Below are 21753 nucleotides of genomic sequence, written 5' to 3' on the forward strand. Positions count from 1 at the left end.
GTAGACGGCGCAGTCGGAGAGTACGGCGATGGGGTAGTGGCCGGCGTCGGCCAGGGCGGCCATCTTGGTGTGCTGGTCGATGCGGGCGGTGGCGATGACGGCGGCCCGGATGTCGGGGCGCCAGGTCGGGCGGTCCAGGGCGGGCCAGGGGGCGCCGAACTCGTGGTCGACGTGCTGGGCGCGTTCCTGGAGCTTGCCGAGGCCGTTCTTCACGGTGCTCTTGATCGCGGCGAGGATGGTCTCCTGGCGCTGGTGGTGGGCGATCTCGGCGCGCAGCTCGGTGTCGGTGAGGGTGGCGAGGCCGGGTGCGAGGTGGCTGTAGGTGGTGGTGAGGCGGTCGGGCAGGGCCCGGGCGGTGCGGGGGTCGGTGGGTCGGCGCTCTTGAGGATCTGGTGCATGGCCATGGCGTCGAGGTAGGCGTCCTCGGGCATGCCGCGGGTGATGCCGATCTCGGCCATCACCGTCTTGTAGGCGGTGGAGAGCCGGTTGTACCAGGGGTCGAGGTAGGGCCGTATGTGGTGCGTACGTACGCCTCGATCGGGGTGACGGGGCCCAGGGTCGCGGCGTAGGCGACGGTGGGGGTGGCGTACCAGGCCGGGCCGGTGGGGTGGATGCCGTCGGGGGTGAAGGGGGAGGGCAGGCGGGGGTCGGCGGGGATGTGGGAGAGGTCGACCAGCCAGGAGCCGGGCAGGCCCGGGTCGAACTCGGGCGGACCAGGTGGGTGGCGGGGCCGAGCCCGACGCGCAGGCGGGCGGCGGCGTTGAGGAAGGCGGTGTTGATGTCGATGCCGACCGCCCACGGGCGGGTGACCTCTTCCCCTGTGAGGAGGTCCAGGTCGCGGACCCAGTCGTAGGCCTCCTCGCGGAGGACTTCGGCGGGGTGCGGTCGTGGTCCTCGGGTAGAGGGCGGCAGCGGTGGGGTGGTCGTCGGGGGCCTCGGGCGGGGCGGGGTCGACGGGGGCGGTGAGCGAGCCGGGGACGGGGGCGGAGACCCATTCCGTGACCGGCTGTCCGGCCTCGTCGACGACCGGGTTCCCGTCGTCGTCGGTGGCCTGCTGCTTCACCGGCTTCGTCGGCGGGCGGAGCATCGTCATCAGTTCGAGGCCGGTCACGGCGGCGGAGCCGCGCGGGGTGGTCACGAGACGGGCGTAGACGGTGAGGAGCTGGGCGAGGTCGGGCGGGGAAAGGTGCTCGGCTCCGGGCCAGGCACGCGATTCCAGGGCGTGCCAGGGCAGGACGGCGAGCTGGACGCACTGGCGCTCGCCGTTGACGGCGGGGCGGTAGATGCGGGGCCAGGGGCCGAATCCGCGGCGGGTCACCTTCCACTTCGCGCGGGCGATCTGCTTGAGGACCTGGTGGGACTCGGGAAGGCGCAGGCCCTGGCGGTCCGCTAGGCGGGCGGGCAGGCCCAGACGTTCGGCGGCGGAGGCGGTCAGCACGATGAGCGGGTCGGAGGGCTTGCCCCACTTGTGGAGCTTGGGGCCGCCGAGGCTCGCTTCGGAGAGGGTCCAGGCGACCAGGTCGGGCACGGTCGTGGCGGGGCACTCCAGGTAGAGGCCGTCGGCGCAGTAGAGGGTGCCGTCGCCGTCCAGCACGCCCACCGGGCCGTTGGGGAAGTCGGAACGGGCGGGGCCGGCGGGGCGGGCGGCCTTCTTCGCTGCGGGGCGCCGCGAAGAAGCCGGGGCGGTACGGGTGCGGGGCTTTTCCCGTACCGGCGCCGGGGCCGGTACGGGGGCGGGTGTCGGGGCGGGGGTCGGCGGCGGGGCGGGGGTGAAGGTGGCGGGCACCACCGGCTCCGGCTCCGGTGCGGGTGTCGGGCGGGGTGGCGGGCGGCCAGGCCGTCGAGGAGGCGGGCGTACGCGGCACGTGCCGGAGGGCGCGGCTCGGTTTTCCCGCTCTCCCAGTTGACCAGGGTGGCGCGCGTGACGCCCAGGGCGTCAGCCACCTCCTGCTGCGTGTACCGGCCGGCCTTCCGCAGCCGCTCGCGCTCGGCGGGCGGGGGGAGGTCGGACCGGCGGGCCAGCAGGGCATCGACCCCGTCGAACAGCTCAGACATGCGCGCACTCCTTACTCGTCCTTAAGATCACCCCTCGAATATACATCGACTTTGGCGTTGAGTTTTACATTTGCTTCGACAGGTGAGCCGGTGCCCCTTCCGGCGGACATCAGCCGTCACGGTGGCTGCGGCGCACAGCCCACGGGGCCGGGCTCGAGGCTCGATCCCGTACGGCGCGGGCACGCCCGGGGCGCCCCGGGCGTGCCCGCGCCGTACCGGCTGCCGTTACCGGCTGCGCGGACCGGTGTCCCGTACCTCCGCCACGACCACCCGGTGACGGCGTCGCGGTGGACCGGTACGTACAGCGCCAGCTCGGCGCCGACCGCGAACCAGCCCCCGAACCGCGGGGCATCGGTGGTCTCCAGCTCGCGCTGGGCGAGCGGGCCGCCCACGAAACGGACGATCACAGCGCCACCTCCTCCGGCGGGGACTTCCCGCCTTACCCACTGGTGGGGCTCGACCCCTGGACGACAGGAGCCTTCAGCGGGTCAATCCGCGTCGGCACCGGCCAGGGCAGCCGCGAGCGCGAGATGGGGCACAGCGTGCAGGCAGAGCCCGGCCGCCGCGCCCGGATCGGACACGGACACCGTACCGGCCCGGCGCAGCGTCAGCAGAGCCTCCAGCACGGCGGCGTCCACCGCCTGGTCCAGGATCTCCCCGGCGGTGAACTCGCCGTCGGCCGCCAGCTCCTGCGCGAGGGCGGCGGCCTGCTGCGGGTCGGTCCGCCAGCGCGCGGCGACCGCCGCTCCCTCGCCCGCCGGGCCCTCCCCGGCAGCCCGGCCCACCGCCGCCTGCGTACGTACGCCGGGCGCTCCCCCACTCCCCCGCCCCGGGGGCCGGCCATCGGGGCGGCGTCCTGCGTACGGGCCAGGTCCAGCAGCCCCACGGCGTCCCGGCCGACCCGGGCACACAACACCACGGAGGCCTCCACCCGCTCCTGGCCGGGCGGAGCGGCGGCCACCGGCCCGTACACCCGGCCCGCCGCCTCCGCGCACGCGCCGACCAGCTCGGCCAGAGCGGCGATCAGCCGCGCATGACGACGTCGGCCAGGCGGCCTGGACGAGCGGACAGAGGCCGTACCCGCATCACCGTGCCGCTCCGCCGCCCCGGCCGACGGGGAGGCGGGGCGTAGTGGCGGGTCAGCTCCTCCAGCAGAGGGCGCCAGTCCTGGGGCCGGTCCCGCCGCTCCACCGCCTCAACCATGCCCTTCGGAGGCAGAGCGGCGAACATCTCCGCCACCTCGTCGCCCTCCCGCTGGGCCCCGAGCCACAGCGTCTCCGCCACCCGCATATCGCGACTGGCCCAGTACCCGGGCTGCCGGTGCCGGTCCGGCGAGGGCACCGTGCTCACCCGGCGGCGTCGGGCCGGGAGGCGTAGGTGAGAGAAGCGCACATCCGGGCCAGCAGCCCGTGCAGGATCGCGGTACCCGCATCGGTCACGACCAGCCGCACGCACCCGGCGGCCACGGACGCCACCGCCACCAGGCGGAGCTGCTGCTCCGCAGAGAGCCAGTCCGCCTCCGAGAGCACGCACGGCACCGCCATCAGCGTCTCCATCACCTCCTCGGTCACCCCGCCCCGGCCCGGGACCACCACACCGTCCGGCCCCATGGCGTCCTCGTCGGACGGGTCCAGGCTCCCCATGGCCGTCTCGATCGCCTCGGGCAGCTCCCAGGCGAGCCAGCTCCCAATCGGACAAGCCACCGCAGGGCCGGGCAGGGACCGCACCCACGCCGCCGCCCGCAGGCCCGCCTCCGCAGCCACGGCCAGGGCCTCGCCCTCGCCCTCCCAGGGCTCACGCGCATCAGCAGGGGCAGGGAAGTTCAGCATGGCTTCGTTCACCTTCAGTGACAGCGTTTGTCGACCAGTTTGAGCGGCGGTTAGCGATCTCTGGGACGATGAATGTTCACGAGTTCTGACGGCGCTTCGCGTCAGTGATCTTGGCCGGGAGTCCGTGAGGAGCAGTCGTGTCCGTCGCCGGGCAGGCCCATGACGTTCAGCACGGGTTCCTCGCCCTCGGGGATCTGGAAGGTGAAGTTCGCTCCTGACGGGATCGCCGTGAGCGAGCACTGGTCGCCGAAGGTCAGCGGAGGATAGGGCTCCCAGGAACAGCCGGTCTTGTCCAAGGCGGAAACGACGTCCGCGTGCTTGAGCCCTGCCGGGAAGGTGCCCGTTCCCCCGACAGCCGACGGGGGGAGCTCGACGACGTCACGCCAGGTCTGGACGCAGATGAGGGAGACCTTGCGGCAGCGGCAGACACTCAGTTCAAGGTCTCCGTAGGCGAAGAGCCGCGGCCACTTTCTGTTCCGGCTCATTGTTCCGAATGTCCCACGGCTCGCCGAGTGCCGCGGTCACATCGTTCCAGTCGGCTCCGCTGAACACCGGGCCCAGCCGACCTGTCTTCGCCATGCTGGTCAGGACATCGAGTATCTCCACGAGGCGGAGCCTGACAGGTGCCCTGACCAGCGGTCCAGCGGTTTCAGGGGTCAGCCCGCTGCGGGTTGTTCGGTTCGGGCTCGGGTGCTGGCGAGGCGGTAGGAGTCGGTGCCGGTCTCGATGATGGTGCCGTTGAAGGTGAGCCGGTCGACGATGGCCGCGCAAAGGCGGGGGTCAGTGAAGGTCTTCGTCCAGCCGCCGAACGACTCGTTGGAGGCGATGGCGACGCTGTTCTTCTCCTCGCGTTCGGTCAGGCCCTGGAAGAGCAGCTCGGCGCCGTGGCGGTCGAGTTCCATGTATCCGAGTTCATCGATGCAGAGCAGATCGACACGACCGTAGCGGGCGATCGTCTTGTTCAGCTGCTTTTCGTCGGCGGCCTCGACCAGCTCATCGACCAGCTTCCTCGCGCGTGTGTAGCGGACGCGGTAGCCCTTCATTGCGGCCTCGGTGCCCAGCGCGATGAGCATGTGGGACTTGCCGGTGCCGGAGTCTCCGATCAGGCAGAGGGGCTGGCTCTTCTTGATCCACTCGCAGCTGGCGAGGGTGTGGATGGTGGCCGGGTCGATGTTCGGGTTGGCGTCGAAGCCGAAGGACCGCAGGGACTTCTCCCGGGGGAAGCCAGCCGCCTTGATCCGCCTCTCCGAGCGGCGGCGGGCCCGGTCGTCGCACTCGGCCATCAGTAGTTCAGCGAGGAAGCCGCGGTAGGTCATCTGGTCCTTCATCGCCCGGTCGGCGATGTCGGAGAACTCGTTGCGGATCGACGGCAGCCGCAGCAAGCGGCAGGCGGAGTCGATCGCGGCGTCGGCGGCCTGCTCGGTCAAGCCTCGCTGGCGGGGCATTGTCACTGCGCTTCTCCCTCACGGTGGCCGCTGCCACTGGTGCGGCGGCGTCGGAGCAACTGGTCGTAGTGAGACACCGAGGGCAGCGGCCTGGTGTCCGGCGGAAGATGCGCCAGGCGCCACTCGTGCAGGGACGTCACCGTCGCCGGCGCCTGGCCGACGGCCCGACTATCCGGTGCGGGCTCGGTCTCGGCCTGGGCGGCCTTGCGGGCCTCCAGCGCGACCGCATCCGCGGTCATGGCCCCGGCCCGCAGGGCTGCGGCCAGGCCGGCGACGACATGTTCGTGCGGCATGTGGCGTCCGAACAGCAGCACCTCGATAAGCGCGCGGGTGCCGTCCCGCTCGCCGTGGGTCTTCATGGCCTGGGTCCACCAGGCGTCGTGGACCGGGGTGAATTTGCCCGCCGAGCGGGTCTGTTCGAGAGCGGTTGAGCCGGGGAAGGCGCCGGGCTTGCGGACCAGGACCTCCAGGTAGTGGTCCAGCTCCAGGCGGACGGCGCCTTTGGCGATCAGCCGCTCGTGCCGGGCGACCTCCACGTTCTGGTCGTAAACCACCAGGTGAGAGGCGTGAAGGATGACCCTCACCCGCTTGCCGATCAGCCGGATGGGGACCGAGTAGCGGTTCATGCGGACCGGGATCTGGCCGTAGCGGTCGACTCGCGGGGTGAACAACCGCCCGGTCTCGAACGGCTCCTCCGGCAGCGGCATCAGCAGCGGCTGTTCGAGCGCGAAGTCCTCGGCGATGGTCCGGGACCTGGAGCCGATCCGGCGGGCGTCGTCCTGCCGGTCCCACTGCTCGACCATCTCGTTCAGCTCGGCGAGCGAGGACACCTCGGGGACCGGGACGAAGTGGTTGCGGCGGAAGTAGCCGATCTGGCCCTCGACGCCGCCCTTCTCGTGGGCGCCTTCGATGCCGGGGCGGCAGTAGAAGCTCTCGATGCCGTAGTGCGATTTGAAGGCGATCCACCGGTCCGCTTCCACCCTCGCCCGGCTCAGCCCGAGCACGCGGGCGACGGCCGCCTTGAGGTTGTCGTAGCGGACCTTGGGTTCGCGGAACTCCGCCCAGCGTCCGCAGCGCGTGGACGTGACCTTCGAACAATGCCTCCCGGCCGCAGGAGGCGAACACGCGGTGCACGGCCTTGCCGGAATACGACAGGCGGAAGGAGAACAGGTAGCAGGTCACCAGCTCGCCGACGAGGCGGATCGTCACGTCGCCGAAGTCGACCTCCGCCCCGTGACCGGGCTGGTGGGACTGGGGGACGAACGCCTCCAGAGGGGCCTTGCCCGACTCGACCAGGATCCCGGGCTTCCGGGCCGCGACGTAGTAGCGGACCATCCCGTAGGAGACGTCGGCGCCGTGTTCTTCGACCAGCCGGTGGAAGATCCGGGTGACCGTGTGGCGCTGCTTGCGCGGCGCGTCCAGGTCCGCCCGCAGGATCTCGTCGATCACCGGCTTGTAGCGGTCCACTCCGGTCGCCCGCGGCGGCAGCCTCCTGCGCGGCTCCGGCCAGGACGAGTCCAATGCCTTCCGCACCGTCCGCCACGTCACACCATGCTTGCGCTCAAGCTCCCGCATCGAGGGGAACAGCAACTCCTTCAACCGGAGCAGGACCTCTTCCACGGCCCTGAACATTCAGCCCAACTGCGTTGCCCAGCGATCATTTTCAGGCGACTTCACCCACAGCTCGAAGAGGCCCAACAGTCACGGAGAGTGGCCGCGTCACAGAAGTTGAGCCAGAGCCATTTCTCGTGAACATCCACGAGCCTCAAGATCACCAACTGCTGCTCAAACCAGCAGACAAACGCTGCGCTTGAAGTGAACGAAGCCAGATCAGTGGGCACCCGTGCTGCTGAGTCGGTGCTTGGGCAGTCCAAGGTGCTCCTACGCTTGGTCTGCGGCCTTTTCAGATGTCATGTGCGCAGGTGCACGCCTCGGGTGTGCCTGGCGTGGACTCTCGGCGCGTAGAGCCTCGACTTCGCCTCGTAGTTCGGTCAGTTCCCGGTGCAGTGCCTGGATGGCGACGATGGCCACGCCGTTGGCGTCAGTGCAGCAGATCGTCCGGTCGTTCTCACCGACTCCGAACGCTTTCCACCAATCCTGCGCCATAGGGCCCAGGTGGCGTACGTGTGGTGGGTCCCAGTGGTATCGCCACGTGCTGACCGGTAGCTGCACCACCTGTTCCAGGACCTGGTAGCCGTTGACCGGATCGCTACCGCATACCGCACCCGACACAGCACCGGACGCCATACCAGCCGCAGAAGCATTCCGCCGCAGGCATACCCTGACCAGGGACGACATCCTGCTCAGGGAGCCCTGCAACCGCCGGTAGCTCATCGCTCCCAGACCACTGCGGTGACGTCGGTCTTCAGTGCACGGTCCGAGAAGAGCAGGCTGCCTCCGCCACCGCGGTTCTGCGGGCTGTTCGCCGGAAGCTGGACCAGACCGTTGCCCACCCCGCTGCTGTAGGTCGTCACGCCGACCGCCGTGATCTCACGGCCTTTGTTGATCATCGTGGTGTCGTATGCGGCGTTGCCGACCGCCAGGATGTTCGTGCTCGCGACGGCCGGACCGCTCAACGCACCCGTACCGGTGGCCGCCGTAGCTGCCAGTACCAGCAAGCGGCGGGCAACGCGCTTCGTGGACATCAAACATCCCTCCGTTCGGGACGCCAAGTGCGTCCGCGACACCCCTAACGGCCCAATGCCCCAAAGGGCACGTAGATTTCGCCAACTACGGCGGCAAGTTCGCGAGCGTGGGGCCGGAGGTAAGACACCTTCGGCCCGGTGGACTGGGAACTCTGACCGGCACCCCATCCTCCACACCCGAAGCTGATCCCACGTGTGCACGTAGTGGGTCAGACAGCCACCGACTCGTACGGCGGCCACCAGGATCCAGGAAGCCTCCGTCGTCCAGCCGGGACATAGTTCGGCACCGCAGTGCGTCCCCCTGAGGTCGGGTGACGAACATCCCTGCGCTTGGACAGCCCGGAGGCTTTGGTCGGATCAGAGGGACAGGCGGGTGCTGTGGGCGGTGTTGAGGAGGTGGCGTAGACGCAGGCCGTCAGGGGCGACGGCGGTGATGAGCGCCGCGGGGCCTACGAGGGGGGTGAGGACCGCCAGTCCGTCCTGCGAGGTTTCGGTCAGGGCCTGGGAGGTGGGTGGTTCCGGGGCGAAGCTGGGGTCCACGATGAGGATTTGGCCGGTTGCCCGGTGGTGGGCGAGAACGGCCGAGCTGTCCCAGCCGACGGCTCCCGGCCCGTAGTCCGCCGCTTGGTCGAGGAGTACTCGTCCGCCGCGGCGGACGGTGAGCCGGGTGGTCACGCGGCCGGGTGGTTCACCTGTGCGCCCGAGTGCCAGCTCCTCGCGCAGGACGAGTCGTGCGGTGGGGGCGAGGTCGATCGTCCACGTCTGCCGCAGATTGCTGTCGGCGGCGCTGATCAGGGGTTTGGGCCCCCAGCGGAGTTCCGCGTGGTCCTCCACGGACAGGTGCACGTCGTATGTGGCATGTGCTGTGGTGGGGCCTCTCAGGGCGAGGGTCGCGGCCGCGGAGGTGACGTGGAGGGCGGCGCCCTGCTGGGCGGTGGCCTCGATGCGCAGGCGGTCGCCGCCGAGGGGAGCGCTCATGGCCCCGACGATGCAGACCCGCGCCTCGGAGCCCCGTGAGCGCAGTCGCCGGAGTTCGAAGGGGCCGTCGCCGTCGAGAACGGGCAGGACGGTGCCGCCGGCCCGGGCTGCGGCCGCAATGCGTGCCGTGGCTCGTACGCCGAAGGCGGCCGTGCCGTGGCCTGTCGGAGCGGCGGGTGCGGTGGCGGAGGTCATGCGGAGCCTGCGGCCCAGTCGGTGAGGTGTTCGCGGACCCAGTCGGCGACGGCCTTGACGCCGCCTTCCTCCTTGAGTGAGGTGAAGGCGACGGGGAGTTCACCGCGCTGCTTCTTGGCGTCCAGGGCCATCTGCTCCAGGTCGGAGCCGACATAGGGGGCGAGGTCGGTCTTGTTGATCACGAGGAGGTCGGCGGTGGTGACGCCGGGCCCGCCCTTGCGCGGGATGTCGTCGCCGCCCGCCACGTCGATGACGAAGATCTGCGCGTCGACCAGGCCCTTGGAGAAGGTGGCGGTGAGGTTGTCGCCGCCGGACTCCACCAGGATCAGGTCGAGGGGGCCAGTCGTCTCTTCCAGCTCCTCGACGGCTTCGAGGTTGGCGGAGATGTCGTCGCGGATCGCGGTGTGCGGGCAGGCGCCGGTCTCCACGGCCTGGATACGCTCGGGCGGCAGGACCGCTTGCCGGAGCAGGAAGTCGGCGTCCTCGCGGGTGTAGATGTCGTTGGTGACCACGGCGATGGACACCTCGGTGCGCAGGGTCCGGCACAGGGCCGCGACGGTGGCGGTCTTGCCGGAGCCGACGGGCCCGCCGAGCCCGATGCGCAGCGCGCGGCGGGTGCCGTCGGGGCGCTCGGTGGATGGGGCGCTGTAGGTGTGACGGTGCGGGAACTTCCCGTCGAGATCATGGTCGAGGTGCATCCGGTTTCCTTGTGTGGTGTCTCGTTGTCGGTGTGTGGTGTCCCGGTACCGACGTCAGGAGGCGAAGAGGCGTGCGGTCCGGGTGGCGTGTTGCTGGGCACTGATGTCCAGCAGCGGCGCGGAGGCCGCGGGCAGGGCGTCGACTCCTTCTTCGGCGATGCGTTGGGCCGACGCGGTGGCGGCTGCGGCGACGCGGTCGAGCTCCGGTGCCAGGCGGGCGAGCACGGTGCTCGCATCGAACGGGTCCAGGCTCAGCAGCCGGACCGTGGCGGTGGCCGGTCCGCTGACGGTTTCGTACACCGCCGCGTAGGCGGCATCCAGCGGGTCAAGTCCGGCCGACCGGGCGGCCACGCCCAGGACCACCGGCTGGTGCGCGCCCCGTGGCAGGGCCGCCGCGAGCGCGTCGAGTTCGGCCGACGGCCACGTGGCGCGGGCCGCCCGCATCATCTGCCGGCCCAGCTTGCGGGCGGTGTTCCGCAGGGCGGCCACGGGGGTACGGGCGTCGGCGGCCTGGTCCACGGCCAGGGGATCGTGACCGGTGGCGGCCGCGGCGGCCAGCGCCGCCGCGACCAGCCCGGCGGTGTGCAGCCGCCCCCGGCAGAACTCCTCCAGCGTGCCGGCATCCGTGATCCGGCCGGCCGCGACCGCCGGTTCGGCACCGCCCGAGTGGGCGTGGCCTCCGGCGGGAAACCGCCCGTCGGCCAGGATGAGCAGCGCGGCAAGGTTCATTCTTCATTCCTCTGCTTGACGGCTCGGCTCGCTGCGCTCCGGGGAAGCTCAGAAGAGGAAGTAGCGCTGAGCCATCGGGAGTTCGGTGACATACGCGCGATCGACGATGTGGTCGTCGACGTAGGTCGTCACGTCCGTCACCTTCGCTCCGCCGATGATGACGTCGTAGGTGTCGGGGTCGATGCGGACGTGAGGGGTGGCGTGGTTCTCCTTCATGTGGGCCTTCTTGACGCCGCGCGTGTCGGCGATCGCCTTGAACCGCTTGCGCAGCGTGGACCGCTTGCTCAGGCCGTTGCCGAGGGCGCGTTCGGTGACGAAGTTGTAGGAGAGGGAGCCGGGCGCCAGGCCGGTGGCCCCCCACATGGGGCGGGGCAGCACGGGTTGGGGGGTGGGGATGGAGGCGTTGGCGTCGCCGACCTGCGCGTAGGCGATCTGGCCGCCCTTGATGACCATGTGTGGTTTGACGCCGAAGAACTTCGGCTCCCACAGGACCAGGTCGGCCAGCTTTCCGGTCTCCACGGAGCCGACGACGGCGTCGATGCCCTGGGCGAGTGCCGGGTTGATGGTGTATTTCGCGACGTACCGACGAGCGCGCCGGTTGTCCGCCGGAGGCGGCTGAGCCTCCGGGGTCGTGTCCACCGCCCCTTCACCCCGCGGAGACTCCGCCTTCGGACCGTTCTCCGGCTCGTCCCGCGGCCGGTCTTCCTCCAGGAAGCCACGGCGGACCTTCATCACGTGGGCGGTCTGCCACGTACGCATGATCATCTCGCCGATACGGCCCATGGCCTGGGCGTCCGAGGACATGATCGAGATGGCGCCGAGGTCGTGGAGGATGTCCTCGGCGGCCATCGTGGAGGGCCGGATCCGGGAGTCCGCGAAGGCGAGGTCCTCCTCGACCTTCGGGTTGAGGTGATGGCAGACCATCACCATGTCGAAGTGCTCCTTGACCGTGTTGACGGTCAGCGGACGGGTGGGGTTGGTGGAGGCGGGCAGCACATTCGGCTCGCTCACCATCTTGATCATGTCTGGGGCGTGGCCGCCTCCGGCGCCCTCGACGTGGAAGACATGGATGGAGCGGCCGCCGATGGCGCCGATGGTGTCCTGGACGAACCCGGCCTCGTTCAGCGAGTCGGCATGGAGGGCGAGCTGGACCCCGGTCTCCTCACACACCTCCAGGCACCGCTCGATGACCGCCGGCGTGGCGCCCCAGTCCTCGTGGATCTTCAGGCCGAGGACACCCGCGTCGACCTGGGCGAGCATCGACTCCTTCGACATCGTGGCGCCCTTGCCGAGCAGCCCGATGTTCACCGGCGCACTGTCCAGCGCCTCGAACATGCGGCTGACGTGCCAGGAGCCGGGAGTGACCGTGGTCGCCGTGCTGCCTTCCGCCGGGCCTGTACCGCCGCCGATGAGCGTGGTGACACCCGCCGCGAGCGCCTCGCGGACCTGGTCGGGGCAGATGAAATGGACGTGCGTGTCGATCCCGCCGGCGGTCAGGATCCTGCCCTTGCCCGAGATGACCTCGGTGTCCGGACCGATGACGAAGTCGGTGGGCCGGGGACCGATCCCGTTATGAGGCATCGCGTCCTCATGGAGGGGGTTCATGGTCTCGGGGTTGTACGCCTTGCCCAGCGCGACGATGTTCCCGTCGCGGAGGGCGACATCCGCCTTGACGATGCCCCAGTGGTCCAGAACGACAACCCCCGTGATAACGGTGTCCGGGGGGCTCGCCGTCGCGGAGCCGGCCGGCTTCCCGCGTTTGGAGTTCGCCGGGTCGCGCGACACGACGGACTGTCCCATCGACTCGCGGATCACCTTGCCGCCGCCGAAGACCATCTCGTTGCCGCTGCGGCCGGGGCCTCCCGACCAGTCGTCCTCGATCCTGATGCTGAGAGCGGTGTCTGCGAGGCGGATACGGTCACGGGTCGTCGGCCCGAAGCGGTCCGCATAGGCCGGTCGCGTCAACGGGTCGAAGGCCGTCGGCTCTTCCGAGCAGCAGGAGCAGTCGGGGCACTGAACCGTGGTACTCACATCTGCTCCCTGGCGAACGAGCCCTTGACCTTGTCGAGCGAGCCGTTGACCTTCTCGGGCAGGCCCTCGACCCTGTCGCGCAGACCGTGGACCACCCGGGCGCCCTCGATGGGGACGAGCTGGACCTTCTCGGTGATGCCGGGCTCGAACCGCACCGAACTGCCGGCGGGGACGTTCAGACGCCTGCCCCACGCTTCCTTACGGACGAACTCCAGCCCGTCGTTGACCTCGGCGAAGTGATAGTGAGAGCCGACCTGAACGGGCCGGTCGGTCGGATTGGCGACCATCAGCTCCGTCACCTCACCGAGCTGCCTGTTGCGCTCGTTGAAGACCACCCACTCGTCCCCCCTCACGGGGGAGAAGTCGACCTTCCCCGGACAGGTGGCCCGCTCCTCGTCCTGGCCTGCCTCCGGGAACGGGCCGTGGATGGTGACCAGCTTGGTGCCGTCGGGGAACGTGGCTTCCACCTGCACGTTCTCGATCATCTCGGGGATGCCCTCCATGACCTCCTCCCGGGAAAGCACCTTGCGGCCGGACGACATCAGCTCGGCCACGGTCCTGCCGTCCCGGGCACCTTCGAGAACATGAACGATCAACAGCGCCATGGCCTCCGGGTAGTTCAGCAGCACTCCGCGGGCCCGGCGCTTCTCCGCCACGTCGGCGGCCACGTGCATCATCAGGCGTTCTTGCTCGTGTGGGGTGAGGTGCACAGATGTTTCCCTGCATCGGCTTCCGCCCAGGACTCCTGCCCTGGGCCACGAGCAGGGGACACGGCCACGCGCATCCACGGTCCCGGAAGCTCTCAGGCGATGCTTCCGGTGCTCTTGGCGCAGCACGGGCATCGCCCTTTGGCCACTCAGCCCCAACTCGACGTGGATCCATCATGATCACGCCGACAGAGCCGAAACCGCGTACCGGGCACGGTGCACCCGAATGAGTGATCACCATGGAAGGGGAGCTGACAGCACGTTGAGATCCGGAGCGGTGTGAGGGTCCGGGGTACGGGGCGGACAGTCGGCCAGATATGCGGCGAGGAGGCGGGCGTGCAGGTGCACGTCGGCCTGGGCAATCCGCAGCCGTGCCTGCAGCCTCTCGGCGAGCGGGCAGCAGGTCGCGGCGTCGCCGCCGCGAGGTCGAGGACGGTGCAGGCCAAGAGCGGTCCGGCGAAGGCCACAGAGTCGCCGAGGCGGACGTCACCGAGATCGACGTCGAGCGCGCCAGATACCGGGCGGCGGGGACGGTCGCCCCGCCGTCACGGCCCAGGAGCCCCGCCACCGCGCCGCGTACGGCACGGGCCCACCGGAACGCGCTGCCCCATCTCCCCCCAGGGGCGGGGGGACTCCTTGCCGCGGCACGCCACGCGTTGGGAAACCACAGCAACGGGTGACAGCGTCAAGAACCGACAGATGCGCTGGACTCCTGGTCGACACCCGTCGTGCACTGCCGCGCGGCACAGACTGGGTCGGGCCAGCGCCGTCACCGGTTCCTGTGGCGAGCAGGGGGCCGGTTGCGGGCTCAGCGGTCAATCGGGGCGATCTCGTCCAGACCACTCTCGTGCAGGATCTGCGCGACGGTATTCTCCAGGGAGCTGTCCGCTCCGATGACGGTCTCCAGGGCGCCGGGAAGCAGGTCTTTAGCCCGGTACCAGTCGCTGAGGTGGTCGGGGGTGACCTGCTGGAGGTACGCGGCATCCAGCTTCGTCGCGTGCCGTAGCAACGTCTCCGCGTACGGCACATCGAGGTAGTAACAACGTGAGACCCCGCGGTGGACGCGCACCAGGCCCTGGAGCATGGGGCCGTAGTGGTCGGCATACAGGATGCCTTCGACGACTACGTGGAAGCCGTTGTCGAGAGCGTAGCGGGTGGTGAGGTCAATCAGGCCGATGTTGGCGGCGCCGGGCCGGTCGCGTTCGCGGAGCACGATCCGGCGGAGGTTGTCCTGGCCCACGAAGGCGAGGTTGCGGCCGAACTTCTCGCGCAGGCCGGCCGCGACGGACGACTTGCCCGAGGCGCCGTTCCCGCGGACCACGATCAGACGCGTGTCCTTGGTGCCCACGGTGTTACGCGCGGCCTCAGTCACGGATGCTCATCCCAGCCCCAATCAACCGTTCGTCGTGTGTCGCCGCATCCCGATGAGGGCTGAGCACAGACGGGCTTCTCAGCGAGCGTTTTCAGCTTGGCCACTGATCGAGTGACGCCGGTCAGGTCGAGGTGAGGGCCGCAACGTACAAGGCTCCCGTGCCGTTGGGGCAGGTGCTCGAAGTCTCAACCCATCGGCACAGGAGCCCTGTTGGTTCCCTGTCCTGCCGCACTCGACCTCCCGCATGCCCTGGTCGAGTGGGACACGATGCTCATCGTCACCCGTGAGGGTGACCGGCGGTGCAAACTCCCGCCGCACCAGCGCGCGCTCGTCGCTCTCGTGTACCTCCGCCACCACGACACCCGGCGAGGTGCTGTGGATCTCGCCCTCACTGCCAGGCCGCACCCACGACCTCACCGCAGCCCGCACCCACCGCATCATCCGGATCTCCGAACACCAGGGCGTCCCGATCCTCGCCGACCGCGCCTACCAGGGCGCCGGCCCCTGGCTCACCACCGGGCTCAAACGGCCACCGGGCGGCGAACTCACCCCCACCCAGCGAACCGTCAACCGCGCCCTGGCCGCGGCGAGATCACCGGTCGAACCCGGCATGGCACGGCTGAAGGCATGCCAGATCTTCCGCAGATCCCGCATCAGCCCCAACCGCATGACCGTCACCGCCAAAGCCGTTCTCACCCTGGAGCGGCAACGCTGAAAACGCTCACTGACAGCCAGGCGGGGCAGCCACCAATGAGGCGCACCCACCGGCAGCCCCAAGAGCCGGCGCCCCCGGCACCGGCCGACCTCAACGGGTGCGTCACCAAGTCCCCAACCCCACCCACCGCGGACCATCCCGAGGACGCCACCGAGGACCGGCCCGACACCGGCAACCCGCCCCGCTCGATCACCACACCCCGCACCCGGGCCCACGACGCAACCCTCAAGTCCCCTGCTCCAGCGACCGCGCCCGGGGCACCCGCCCACCTGCGCACCACCCGCAGCACACCCACCGCTCAGCAGCTGTAGCCCTTGAGTGTCTTCGAGGCACCGGCGGCCGACTCAGGCAGTCGCTCTCCCACCTCAGGCTCTCGTTCCGCGCCGCCGGCTCCGCCAACCGCGCAACCCCCGGCTCAGAGCCGCGCCGCACCGCAGCGGAAACCAGCAGACCCTCCTTCCGGTGTCACCAGCGCCACTTGACCTCAAGTCCAGTCGAGGTCCTAGCGTCAGGCCATGCTGATCACTGCCCAGGTCCGACGACGGGAGAAGACCTCATGATCCTTGTGACCGGAGCCACCGGGAATACAGGAAGCGCACTGGTGACAGAGCTTCAGACGTCCGGCGCCGGGCCATTGAGGGGGCTCACGCGTGACCCCGCGCGGGCGATGTTTCCGGAAGGGGTCGAAGCCGTTGCGGGCGACCTCACTCGCACGGACTCGCTGGAGCCGGTGCTGGAAGGGGTGCGTTCGCTGTTCCTCGTGTCACGTATGGGCCCGGACGCCGACATCCTCGATGCTGCCGTGCGGGCAGGCGTGGAGCACGTGGTGCTGGTGTCGTCCATCACCGTCCAGACACATCCGCACCTGGGCCCCGCAGGCGAGAACTCGGCCGTCGAGCGTCTCCTCAAGGACAGCGGCATGGCGTGGACGATCCTGCGGCCGACCCAGTTCGCCTCGAACGCGCTGTGGTGGGCGGAGACGATCCGCAAGCGCGAGACGGTCCGCGCGCCCTACGCGGACACCGGCCTGCCCACGATCCACCCCGGGGACATCGCTTCAGCGGCCCGGGTAGCACTGACCGAGCCCGGCCACCGGGAACAGACGTACGCGCTGACCGGCCCGGAAAAGATCACCGCCCGTCAGCAGGTCGAGACCATCGCGGCAGTACTGGGACGAGAAGTGCCGTTCCTCGAGATCAGCAGGCAGGAAGCGCACCGCGAGATGGCCGGTTTCCTCGGCGACGAGTCAGCCGACGCGGTACTCGACCTGACGGGCGGCGACGTCACCAACGAACTGCTCATGGTGCGCGACACCGTCTTCCGGATCACCGGCTCCCCGGCCAGAACGTTTCACCAATGGGCCACGGAAAACGCCGCCGCCTTCCACTGAGCCGCCCACCACAACGCGGCGAACCAACAGCCGGCCAGACTCGATCCCCGCCGACGGCGTCCGGCGTCCACCACGCCGCCCCTGTGAGGACAAGGACCGGGTCGGCGTCGCGGCCGTTGCGGTGCCGCCGCGCCTGCCCGCGCCGGGCCTGGTCCCAGGGCAGGCCCGGCTGACCCGGCGGGCCGCTCACCGCCGTCTCCTACGCTCCACAGAGACTCGCTACGCCCCCTCCCCGGGCACTCACCGGCGCCAGCACCCGCACAAACGACAGAACTACGGAACACGCGGCGCGGGCAGGCCCACCTGGTGGGCCAGGAAGGCCAGACACTCGGCCTCCAGGGCGATCGCGCGGGAGACGGACCGGGCGCCGTGGCCCACTCCATGCTCCAGGCGCAGCAGGACCGGAGCGGGGCCGGTGGTCGCGTGCTGCAGGGCCGCACACATCTTGCGTGCGTGCAGGGGGTCGGTCCTGGTGTCACCGTCCGAAGCCGTCAGCAGCACCGCCGGGTAGGCAGTGCCCGGGGTGACACGGTGGTACGGGGAGTAGCCGAGCAGCGTCCGCAACTGGCCGGGATCCTGGGCGGAACCGTACTCGGGGACCCAGCTGGGGCCCAGGCCCGACCGTTCGTAGCGGACCATGTCCAGCAGCGGGGCCCGGCACACGACCGCGGCGTACTTCCCGGGCCGCTGGGTGAGGGCCGCGCCGACCAACAGGCCGCCGTTGGACGTGCCCATGACCGCGATACGGCCCGGTTCGCTCCAGCCGGCGGCGAGCAGGTGGTCGGCGGCAGCGGCGAAGTCGTCGAAGGTGTTCTGCTTGTGCTCCCCGCTCCCGGCCAGGTGCCACCGCTCCCCCTCCTCACCGCCGCCGCGCAGTCCCGCCCAGGCGAAGACACCGCCCGCCCTCACCCACGCCAGGACCTGGGCCCGGTAGCGGGGCGACATGATCTGGCCGAAACCCCCGTACCCGGTCAGCAGCAGCGGGCGCGGGACGTCCGGGCGGCCCGTGGGGGAGATCACGAACATGCCCACCGCCGTCCCGTCCCGGGAAGGGAAGGTGATCTGCCGGGTGTGTGCGCCGCCGGCCCTCGGGGCGGGGCCCGGACCGTGGTCCCAGCACGTCACGCGGCCGGTGCGCGCGTCGACGCGCAGCACCTGGGGCGGGGTCACGAAGTCGGTGTACGTGAAGCAGGCCTCGTAACTCCCGTACGGCCCCGGCGAGAAGTCACCGACCGCACCGGTACCGGGCAGGGCGGCGGTGGCCAGCCGGGTGCCGTCGGCCAGGTCGTGCACCGTCACCTCCGCCACCGTACGGCAGCTCCAGGCCGCCACAGCCAGAGAGCGCCCCGCCCCACGATCAGGGCCGGGGCCGGAGAGGACCGTGAGGTGGGTGAGAGTCGCATCGGGGCGCTCGGGGATCACCTCACGCCACGCACGGGGGCCCAGGTGGAGGTCGGCCGGGCGCACAGCGACCACCCGGCCGCGCGGAGCACCGTGATCCGTCCGCAGCCACAGAGAATCCTGCGGGCCGGTACCGGGCACCGCGTGCAGACGGGTCGCGGCCGGCAGACCCTCCTGGACCGGGCGCAGCAGCGGGCGTTCGGGCGGGCCGGCAGTCAGGTCGGCCAGATAGACATCGCTGCGGCGACCCGTGCCGGGCGTGGCCCGGATCGCGAGCCAGCGGCCGTCGGCGGTCACCGTCACACTGTAGAACTGGGTCTTCTCCCGTCCTTCGCCGAAGACCAGGGCATCGGTGTCGGGGGCGGTCCCGAGCCGGTGCAGCCATACCCGGCGGTGGTAGTGCTCCTCTCCGGGGTTCAGCCGTGGGTCGAGCCGTCTGACGTAGTAGAACGCCCGCCCCCCGGGCAGCCAGCCGACCGAGGACTTCCGTACCCGGTCCACCGGCCCGTCGACGGTCTTGCCCGTGGCCACGTCGATCACCCTCAGCTCGGAGTTCTCGGTGCCGTTGCGGGAGAGCTGACAGGCCAGCAGATCGCCTTCCAGGGAGGGCTGCCAGGCATCGAGTACGGTGCGCCCGGAAGGGTCCAGGGCGTGCGGGTCCAGCAGCACCCGCTCCGCTCCGCCCGGGCCGGGCTCCCTCACCATGAGGACCGGGTGCTCCTGGCCCGCGTCCTGCCGCAGCCAGAACAGCCTGCCGCCACGGGACCTGGGCGGAGAGGCCCGGTCGACGGCGGTGAGCGCCGCCACCTGCTCCTCCCAGCACCGCAGGCCCGGCCAGCGCGCCCGCTCCGCCTCGTAGAGGGCTTGCTGCTCATCGCTCCAGCGGCGTGTCGCGGGGGCGTGCGCGTCCTCCAGCCAGCGGTAGGGGTCGGAGACCGGCAGGCCGTGAAGTTCCTCGACGAGGTCCTGGCGGTCCGCATGAGGGTAGCGGCGGGACGTCGGCCGGGCGGCGGAGGTCACTGGGTACTCCCTGAGGGTCAGACGGGACGGACAAGGCGAGCGGAGAGCGAGCAGCCGGGCGTGCGGCGCCCCGTGCACGCATGCCGTCCGGTGTATGGGTGTCGTCCGGTACGCGAAGAGAAAGCCGCAGACGTTGGCCTAAGGTCGGTCCGGGCGTGGGGCCGGGAGTACAGCGGCTGCCGCCCTCCCCGTGTCCCCGGCACCCGGTTCCCCGGCCTTCCCGGGTCCCTCCTCGGCCTCTGCCCGGGCCGGCTCGGCGGTCCCCGTCTCCGGGAGCGCCAGCCTCGCGTAGAAGCCCGACAGCAGGATCACCGAGCCGGCCACCGCGAGAATCATGTCGATGGGGCCGAACCCGATGCCCGCCACCGAGCCCTCGAAGTCCGACAGCACCGCCCCGGCGAGCCAGCCGGAGAGCACCGCCGCGAACATCGACGCCACCTGCGTCATCGGCTGGAACACCGCCACCACCCGCCCCCGGTAGGCCGGGGACGCCGCGGTCAGGAGCAGCGGGGCCATCGCCGTGTTCAGCATGGTGATCGGAATCGTGAAGAGGACCAGCAGAGCCAGGCCGCCCAGGAGACTGCTCTGGCGGGAGTAGGCGATCAGCAGGGCGCCGCTCACCAGCAGGCCCATCCAGGTGGTCCGCCGCGCCCCGATCCACTGCACCACCCGGCCCGCGCACAGCGCGCCGATGATGCCGCCCGCCCCGATCGCCATACCCACATAGCCGAAGAGATGAGCCGGCATGTTCAGGTTCCCGGTCGTGAAGAAGATGTTGAGCGTGTTCAGGGCACCGACCCCGAACTGCCCGATCACGGCGAAAACCAGCAACGCGACCAGGAACTTGCTCCGCCCGAAGAAACGCAGGCCCGCGACGAACTCCGCAAGCACCCCCGAACCCCCGGACTTTGCAGGAGTGCCCCGCTCGCCGCCCCCCTCAGCAGGCGCAGCCCCCTCGACAGGCAGTGTCTTCGGGCACGGAGGAATCCGGACCGAACGTATCGCCAAATACGACACCAGGTAGGAGAGCGCGTTGAAGAGCAGGGCCCACTCCACCCCCAACGCGAAGAACAACGGTGCCGCCAACGGCGGACCCAGGATCAGAGCCGTCTGGCTGGTCGCCTGGGTGATACCCGCCGCCCGGGCACGGTCGGCGTCCCCCTTCATCAGATCCGCGATGATCGTGAAACGCGCCGGTGCGAAGAACCTCGCGGCCGCGTGCAGCACCAGCACCGTGCCGTAGACCAGGGCCAGCCACACCCCCGCCGGAAGCGCGTCCGTCGGCAGGAACGCCACCGCCGTCAGCAGCGCCACCAGCACCCCGCGCAGCACCTCCGTACCGAGCATGATGCGCCGCTTGTCCCAGCGGTCGACGAAGACGCCCGCGATCGGGCCCACGACCAGCACGGCCGTGCCCCCCGCGACCAGGACGCCGCTCACCGCCGCCGGGGCCCAGGTCTCCTCGCCCGCCAGCACCGTGGCCACCCACAGCATCAGCGTCGTACTGAAGACCATGTCGCCCAGGGACGAGACGGCCTGCCCGAACCAGAGCCGGGTGAAATCAGGGCTGATGAGTGTCAGACGCGGTGCCATGCCGGCCTCCCCGACAACACGACCAGTCCCATCAGAGCCGTCACCAGAGTCGTGTGGTAGGCCTTGCGGAAGAACTCCCCGGCCGGAGCCGAGTCCGGCGCCCTCAGCGCGGCCGACCGCCCGGGGAGCGCGCCGTCGGGCCGCTGGGCCCGCACCAGGCACTCCACCGCCGCCGTCCCCGAGGACGTCTCCAGCGGCTCCAGCCCCAGGATGAACTGCGTGATGACCAGCTCCGCGGCCAGATCCCACCGCTCCTGCCCCACACAGTGTTCCAGCATCCGGTGGACCAGATCCCCCGCACGCGCCAGCTGTTCACCTGTCAGGGGAGGCTCCGTCCGGCCGTAGTCACCCAGGTAGAAAGCGGCGTGGGTGAGGGAGTAGCCCTCGGCATTCGTCAGCGGCCCCGTGTCCGCGGGCACAGGAGTCAGGAGCGCAGAGGTCGGGGGTGGTGCGGCAGCGGGCAGGGTGGCCAGCGGGCTCAGCGTGGCCAGGTCCGGGTACGGCTCGATCCCGTGGCGTACACCGGCCTTGTCCGCGTAGTAGCGGATCTCCAGACGCTTGAGGGGCGGTTTTCGCGAGGGGGAGAGGTCGGCGGGGGCCAGTCTCGCGAGCACACCCCGGGCCACCGTGTCGTCGGTCCCGGCGGGGGCCAGCGCGGCGAAGGCCAGCAGGTAGGAAGGGACCGCCCCGGGGTGGGCCTCGAAGAGACGGGGGAAGTCCTCCCGCTCCCAGAGCCTGCGCAGCAGGGCCCGGGCTCCCTCCAGCCGGTCGCCGGAAGGGTCCGGCAGACGCGCCGCGCAGTGGCAGAGCAGCGCCAGCTCCATGACGGCCTTCGCCCGCAGGTGCGGCGGCGATCCGGCGGAGTGCGGTGCGTACGGGTCGAAGCGGTCCAGGTTCCCTCCCAGCCAGTCGAGCGCACCGGCGGAGAGCTGGTCGAGAGGTGATGACAT

General features: G+C 70.5%; 20 protein-coding genes and 4 pseudogenes. 3 read left to right on the forward strand and 21 right to left on the reverse strand.

What is annotated here, in order from left to right; all coding sequences use genetic code 11:
* The 18 genes and pseudogenes from DJ476_RS00005 to DJ476_RS00075 all read right to left on the reverse strand — a co-directional run.
* A pseudogene (locus DJ476_RS00005) lies at positions 1-213 on the reverse strand (telomere-associated protein Tap); the annotation flags it as partial.
* A gap of 244 nt (positions 214-457) precedes the next feature.
* The gene (locus tag DJ476_RS00010; RefSeq protein ID WP_318294917.1) at positions 458-1786 is read right to left on the reverse strand and encodes a hypothetical protein; all 1329 of its coding nucleotides are present in this window, start codon (positions 1784-1786) and stop codon (positions 458-460) included.
* Between the two features lie 104 nt (positions 1787-1890).
* Positions 1891-2055 (reverse strand): annotated as a pseudogene (locus tag DJ476_RS35250) (helix-turn-helix transcriptional regulator); the annotation flags it as partial.
* A gap of 116 nt (positions 2056-2171) precedes the next feature.
* Positions 2172-2462 (reverse strand): hypothetical protein, encoded by a 291-nt coding sequence (locus tag DJ476_RS35255; protein ID WP_318294240.1) that lies wholly within the window; start codon positions 2460-2462, stop codon positions 2172-2174.
* Between the two features lie 81 nt (positions 2463-2543).
* Positions 2544-2840, reverse strand: coding sequence for a hypothetical protein (locus tag DJ476_RS34340; RefSeq protein ID WP_162638567.1), 297 nt, complete (start codon positions 2838-2840; stop codon positions 2544-2546).
* Positions 2841-3078: 238 nt separating this feature from the next.
* The gene (locus DJ476_RS00020; RefSeq protein ID WP_162638569.1) at positions 3079-3339 is read right to left on the reverse strand and encodes a hypothetical protein; all 261 of its coding nucleotides are present in this window, start codon (positions 3337-3339) and stop codon (positions 3079-3081) included.
* A gap of 62 nt (positions 3340-3401) precedes the next feature.
* Positions 3402-3884 (reverse strand): hypothetical protein, encoded by a 483-nt coding sequence (locus tag DJ476_RS35260; protein WP_318294241.1) that lies wholly within the window; start codon positions 3882-3884, stop codon positions 3402-3404.
* Between the two features lie 101 nt (positions 3885-3985).
* Complete coding sequence (locus tag DJ476_RS00030) at positions 3986-4369, reverse strand: hypothetical protein (RefSeq protein WP_103421803.1); 384 nt, start codon at positions 4367-4369, stop codon at positions 3986-3988.
* Positions 4370-4540: 171 nt separating this feature from the next.
* Complete coding sequence (gene istB, locus DJ476_RS00035) at positions 4541-5335, reverse strand: IS21-like element helper ATPase IstB (protein WP_103421802.1); 795 nt, start codon at positions 5333-5335, stop codon at positions 4541-4543.
* Positions 5332-6961 (reverse strand): annotated as a pseudogene (gene istA / locus DJ476_RS00040) (IS21 family transposase). The gene istB and the pseudogene istA overlap by 4 nt, the downstream one beginning before the upstream one ends.
* 249 nt (positions 6962-7210) lie before the next feature.
* On the reverse strand, positions 7211-7663 hold the full coding sequence (locus DJ476_RS35980; protein WP_404827432.1) for a tail fiber domain-containing protein: 453 nt from the start codon (positions 7661-7663) through the stop codon (positions 7211-7213).
* A complete protein-coding gene (locus tag DJ476_RS00045; protein WP_112489475.1) occupies positions 7660-7974 on the reverse strand; it encodes a hypothetical protein in 315 nt (104 codons plus the stop codon). The genes DJ476_RS35980 and DJ476_RS00045 overlap by 4 nt, the downstream gene beginning before the upstream one ends.
* A gap of 357 nt (positions 7975-8331) precedes the next feature.
* Positions 8332-9147, reverse strand: a complete 816-nt coding sequence (locus DJ476_RS00050) for an urease accessory protein UreD (protein WP_103421800.1) — start codon at positions 9145-9147, stop codon at positions 8332-8334.
* Complete coding sequence (gene ureG, locus DJ476_RS00055) at positions 9144-9845, reverse strand: urease accessory protein UreG (RefSeq protein WP_112489476.1); 702 nt, start codon at positions 9843-9845, stop codon at positions 9144-9146. The genes DJ476_RS00050 and ureG overlap by 4 nt, the downstream gene beginning before the upstream one ends.
* Before the next feature lie 54 nt (positions 9846-9899).
* On the reverse strand, positions 9900-10574 hold the full coding sequence (locus tag DJ476_RS00060; RefSeq protein ID WP_103421798.1) for an urease accessory protein UreF: 675 nt from the start codon (positions 10572-10574) through the stop codon (positions 9900-9902).
* 48 nt (positions 10575-10622) lie between these two features.
* Positions 10623-12539, reverse strand: a complete 1917-nt coding sequence (locus DJ476_RS00065; RefSeq protein WP_103421810.1) for an urease subunit alpha — start codon at positions 12537-12539, stop codon at positions 10623-10625.
* Between the two features lie 62 nt (positions 12540-12601).
* Positions 12602-13315 carry an urease subunit gamma gene (locus DJ476_RS00070; RefSeq protein WP_167480355.1) on the reverse strand — a complete coding sequence of 238 codons (714 nt, stop codon included), beginning with the start codon at positions 13313-13315 and terminating at the stop codon, positions 12602-12604.
* An 805-nt stretch (positions 13316-14120) separates the two neighbouring features.
* On the reverse strand, positions 14121-14684 hold the full coding sequence (locus DJ476_RS00075) for a P-loop NTPase family protein (RefSeq protein ID WP_112489477.1): 564 nt from the start codon (positions 14682-14684) through the stop codon (positions 14121-14123).
* A 210-nt stretch (positions 14685-14894) separates the two neighbouring features.
* On the opposite strand from DJ476_RS00075, the pseudogene DJ476_RS00080 reads away from it, so the two are divergent.
* The 3 genes and pseudogenes from DJ476_RS00080 (at position 14895) to DJ476_RS00085 (ending at position 16789) form a co-directional block, all read left to right on the forward strand.
* Positions 14895-15399: pseudogene (locus DJ476_RS00080) on the forward strand (transposase family protein).
* 35 nt (positions 15400-15434) lie between these two features.
* Positions 15435-15710, forward strand: coding sequence for a hypothetical protein (locus tag DJ476_RS34345; RefSeq protein ID WP_146066259.1), 276 nt, complete (start codon positions 15435-15437; stop codon positions 15708-15710).
* Positions 15711-15955: 245 nt separating this feature from the next.
* Positions 15956-16789, forward strand: a complete 834-nt coding sequence (locus tag DJ476_RS00085; RefSeq protein ID WP_112489478.1) for an SDR family oxidoreductase — start codon at positions 15956-15958, stop codon at positions 16787-16789.
* Positions 16790-17062: 273 nt separating this feature from the next.
* Here the strand turns inward: DJ476_RS00085 and DJ476_RS00090 are convergent, their stop codons facing one another.
* The 3 genes from DJ476_RS00090 to DJ476_RS00100 all read right to left on the reverse strand — a co-directional run bounded on the left by DJ476_RS00090 (position 17063) and on the right by DJ476_RS00100 (position 21753).
* Positions 17063-19210, reverse strand: coding sequence for a prolyl oligopeptidase family serine peptidase (locus DJ476_RS00090; RefSeq protein ID WP_112489479.1), 2148 nt, complete (start codon positions 19208-19210; stop codon positions 17063-17065).
* 138 nt (positions 19211-19348) lie between these two features.
* A complete protein-coding gene (locus tag DJ476_RS00095) occupies positions 19349-20803 on the reverse strand; it encodes an MFS transporter (RefSeq protein ID WP_112489480.1) in 1455 nt (484 codons plus the stop codon).
* Complete coding sequence (locus DJ476_RS00100; protein ID WP_112489481.1) at positions 20788-21753, reverse strand: DUF6895 family protein; 966 nt, start codon at positions 21751-21753, stop codon at positions 20788-20790. Before DJ476_RS00100 ends, DJ476_RS00095 begins: the two co-directional genes overlap by 16 nt.

It is taken from the genome of Streptomyces bacillaris (genome assembly GCF_003268675.1).
Taxonomy (GTDB): Bacteria; Actinomycetota; Actinomycetes; order Streptomycetales; family Streptomycetaceae; genus Streptomyces; species Streptomyces bacillaris.

Excerpts from the sequence above, each read along its gene's own strand:
- DJ476_RS00050 (WP_103421800.1), bottom strand. The coding sequence starts at position 9,147 with ATGACCTCCGCCACCGCACCCGCCGCTCCGACAGGCCACGGCACGGCC.
- DJ476_RS00060 (WP_103421798.1), bottom strand. The coding sequence starts at position 10,574 with ATGAACCTTGCCGCGCTGCTCATCCTGGCCGACGGGCGGTTTCCCGCC.
- DJ476_RS00030 (WP_103421803.1), bottom strand. The coding sequence starts at position 4,369 with ATGAGCCGGAACAGAAAGTGGCCGCGGCTCTTCGCCTACGGAGACCTT.
- DJ476_RS00100 (WP_112489481.1), bottom strand. The coding sequence starts at position 21,753 with ATGTCATCACCTCTCGACCAGCTCTCCGCCGGTGCGCTCGACTGGCTG.
- DJ476_RS35260 (WP_318294241.1), bottom strand. The coding sequence starts at position 3,884 with ATGCTGAACTTCCCTGCCCCTGCTGATGCGCGTGAGCCCTGGGAGGGC.
- DJ476_RS35980 (WP_404827432.1), bottom strand. The coding sequence starts at position 7,663 with ATGAGCTACCGGCGGTTGCAGGGCTCCCTGAGCAGGATGTCGTCCCTG.
- DJ476_RS00045 (WP_112489475.1), bottom strand. The coding sequence starts at position 7,974 with ATGTCCACGAAGCGCGTTGCCCGCCGCTTGCTGGTACTGGCAGCTACG.
- DJ476_RS00085 (WP_112489478.1), top strand. The coding sequence starts at position 15,956 with ATGATCCTTGTGACCGGAGCCACCGGGAATACAGGAAGCGCACTGGTG.
- ureG (WP_112489476.1), bottom strand. The coding sequence starts at position 9,845 with ATGCACCTCGACCATGATCTCGACGGGAAGTTCCCGCACCGTCACACC.
- DJ476_RS00095 (WP_112489480.1), bottom strand. The coding sequence starts at position 20,803 with ATGGCACCGCGTCTGACACTCATCAGCCCTGATTTCACCCGGCTCTGG.
- DJ476_RS34345 (WP_146066259.1), top strand. The coding sequence starts at position 15,435 with ATGAGGCGCACCCACCGGCAGCCCCAAGAGCCGGCGCCCCCGGCACCG.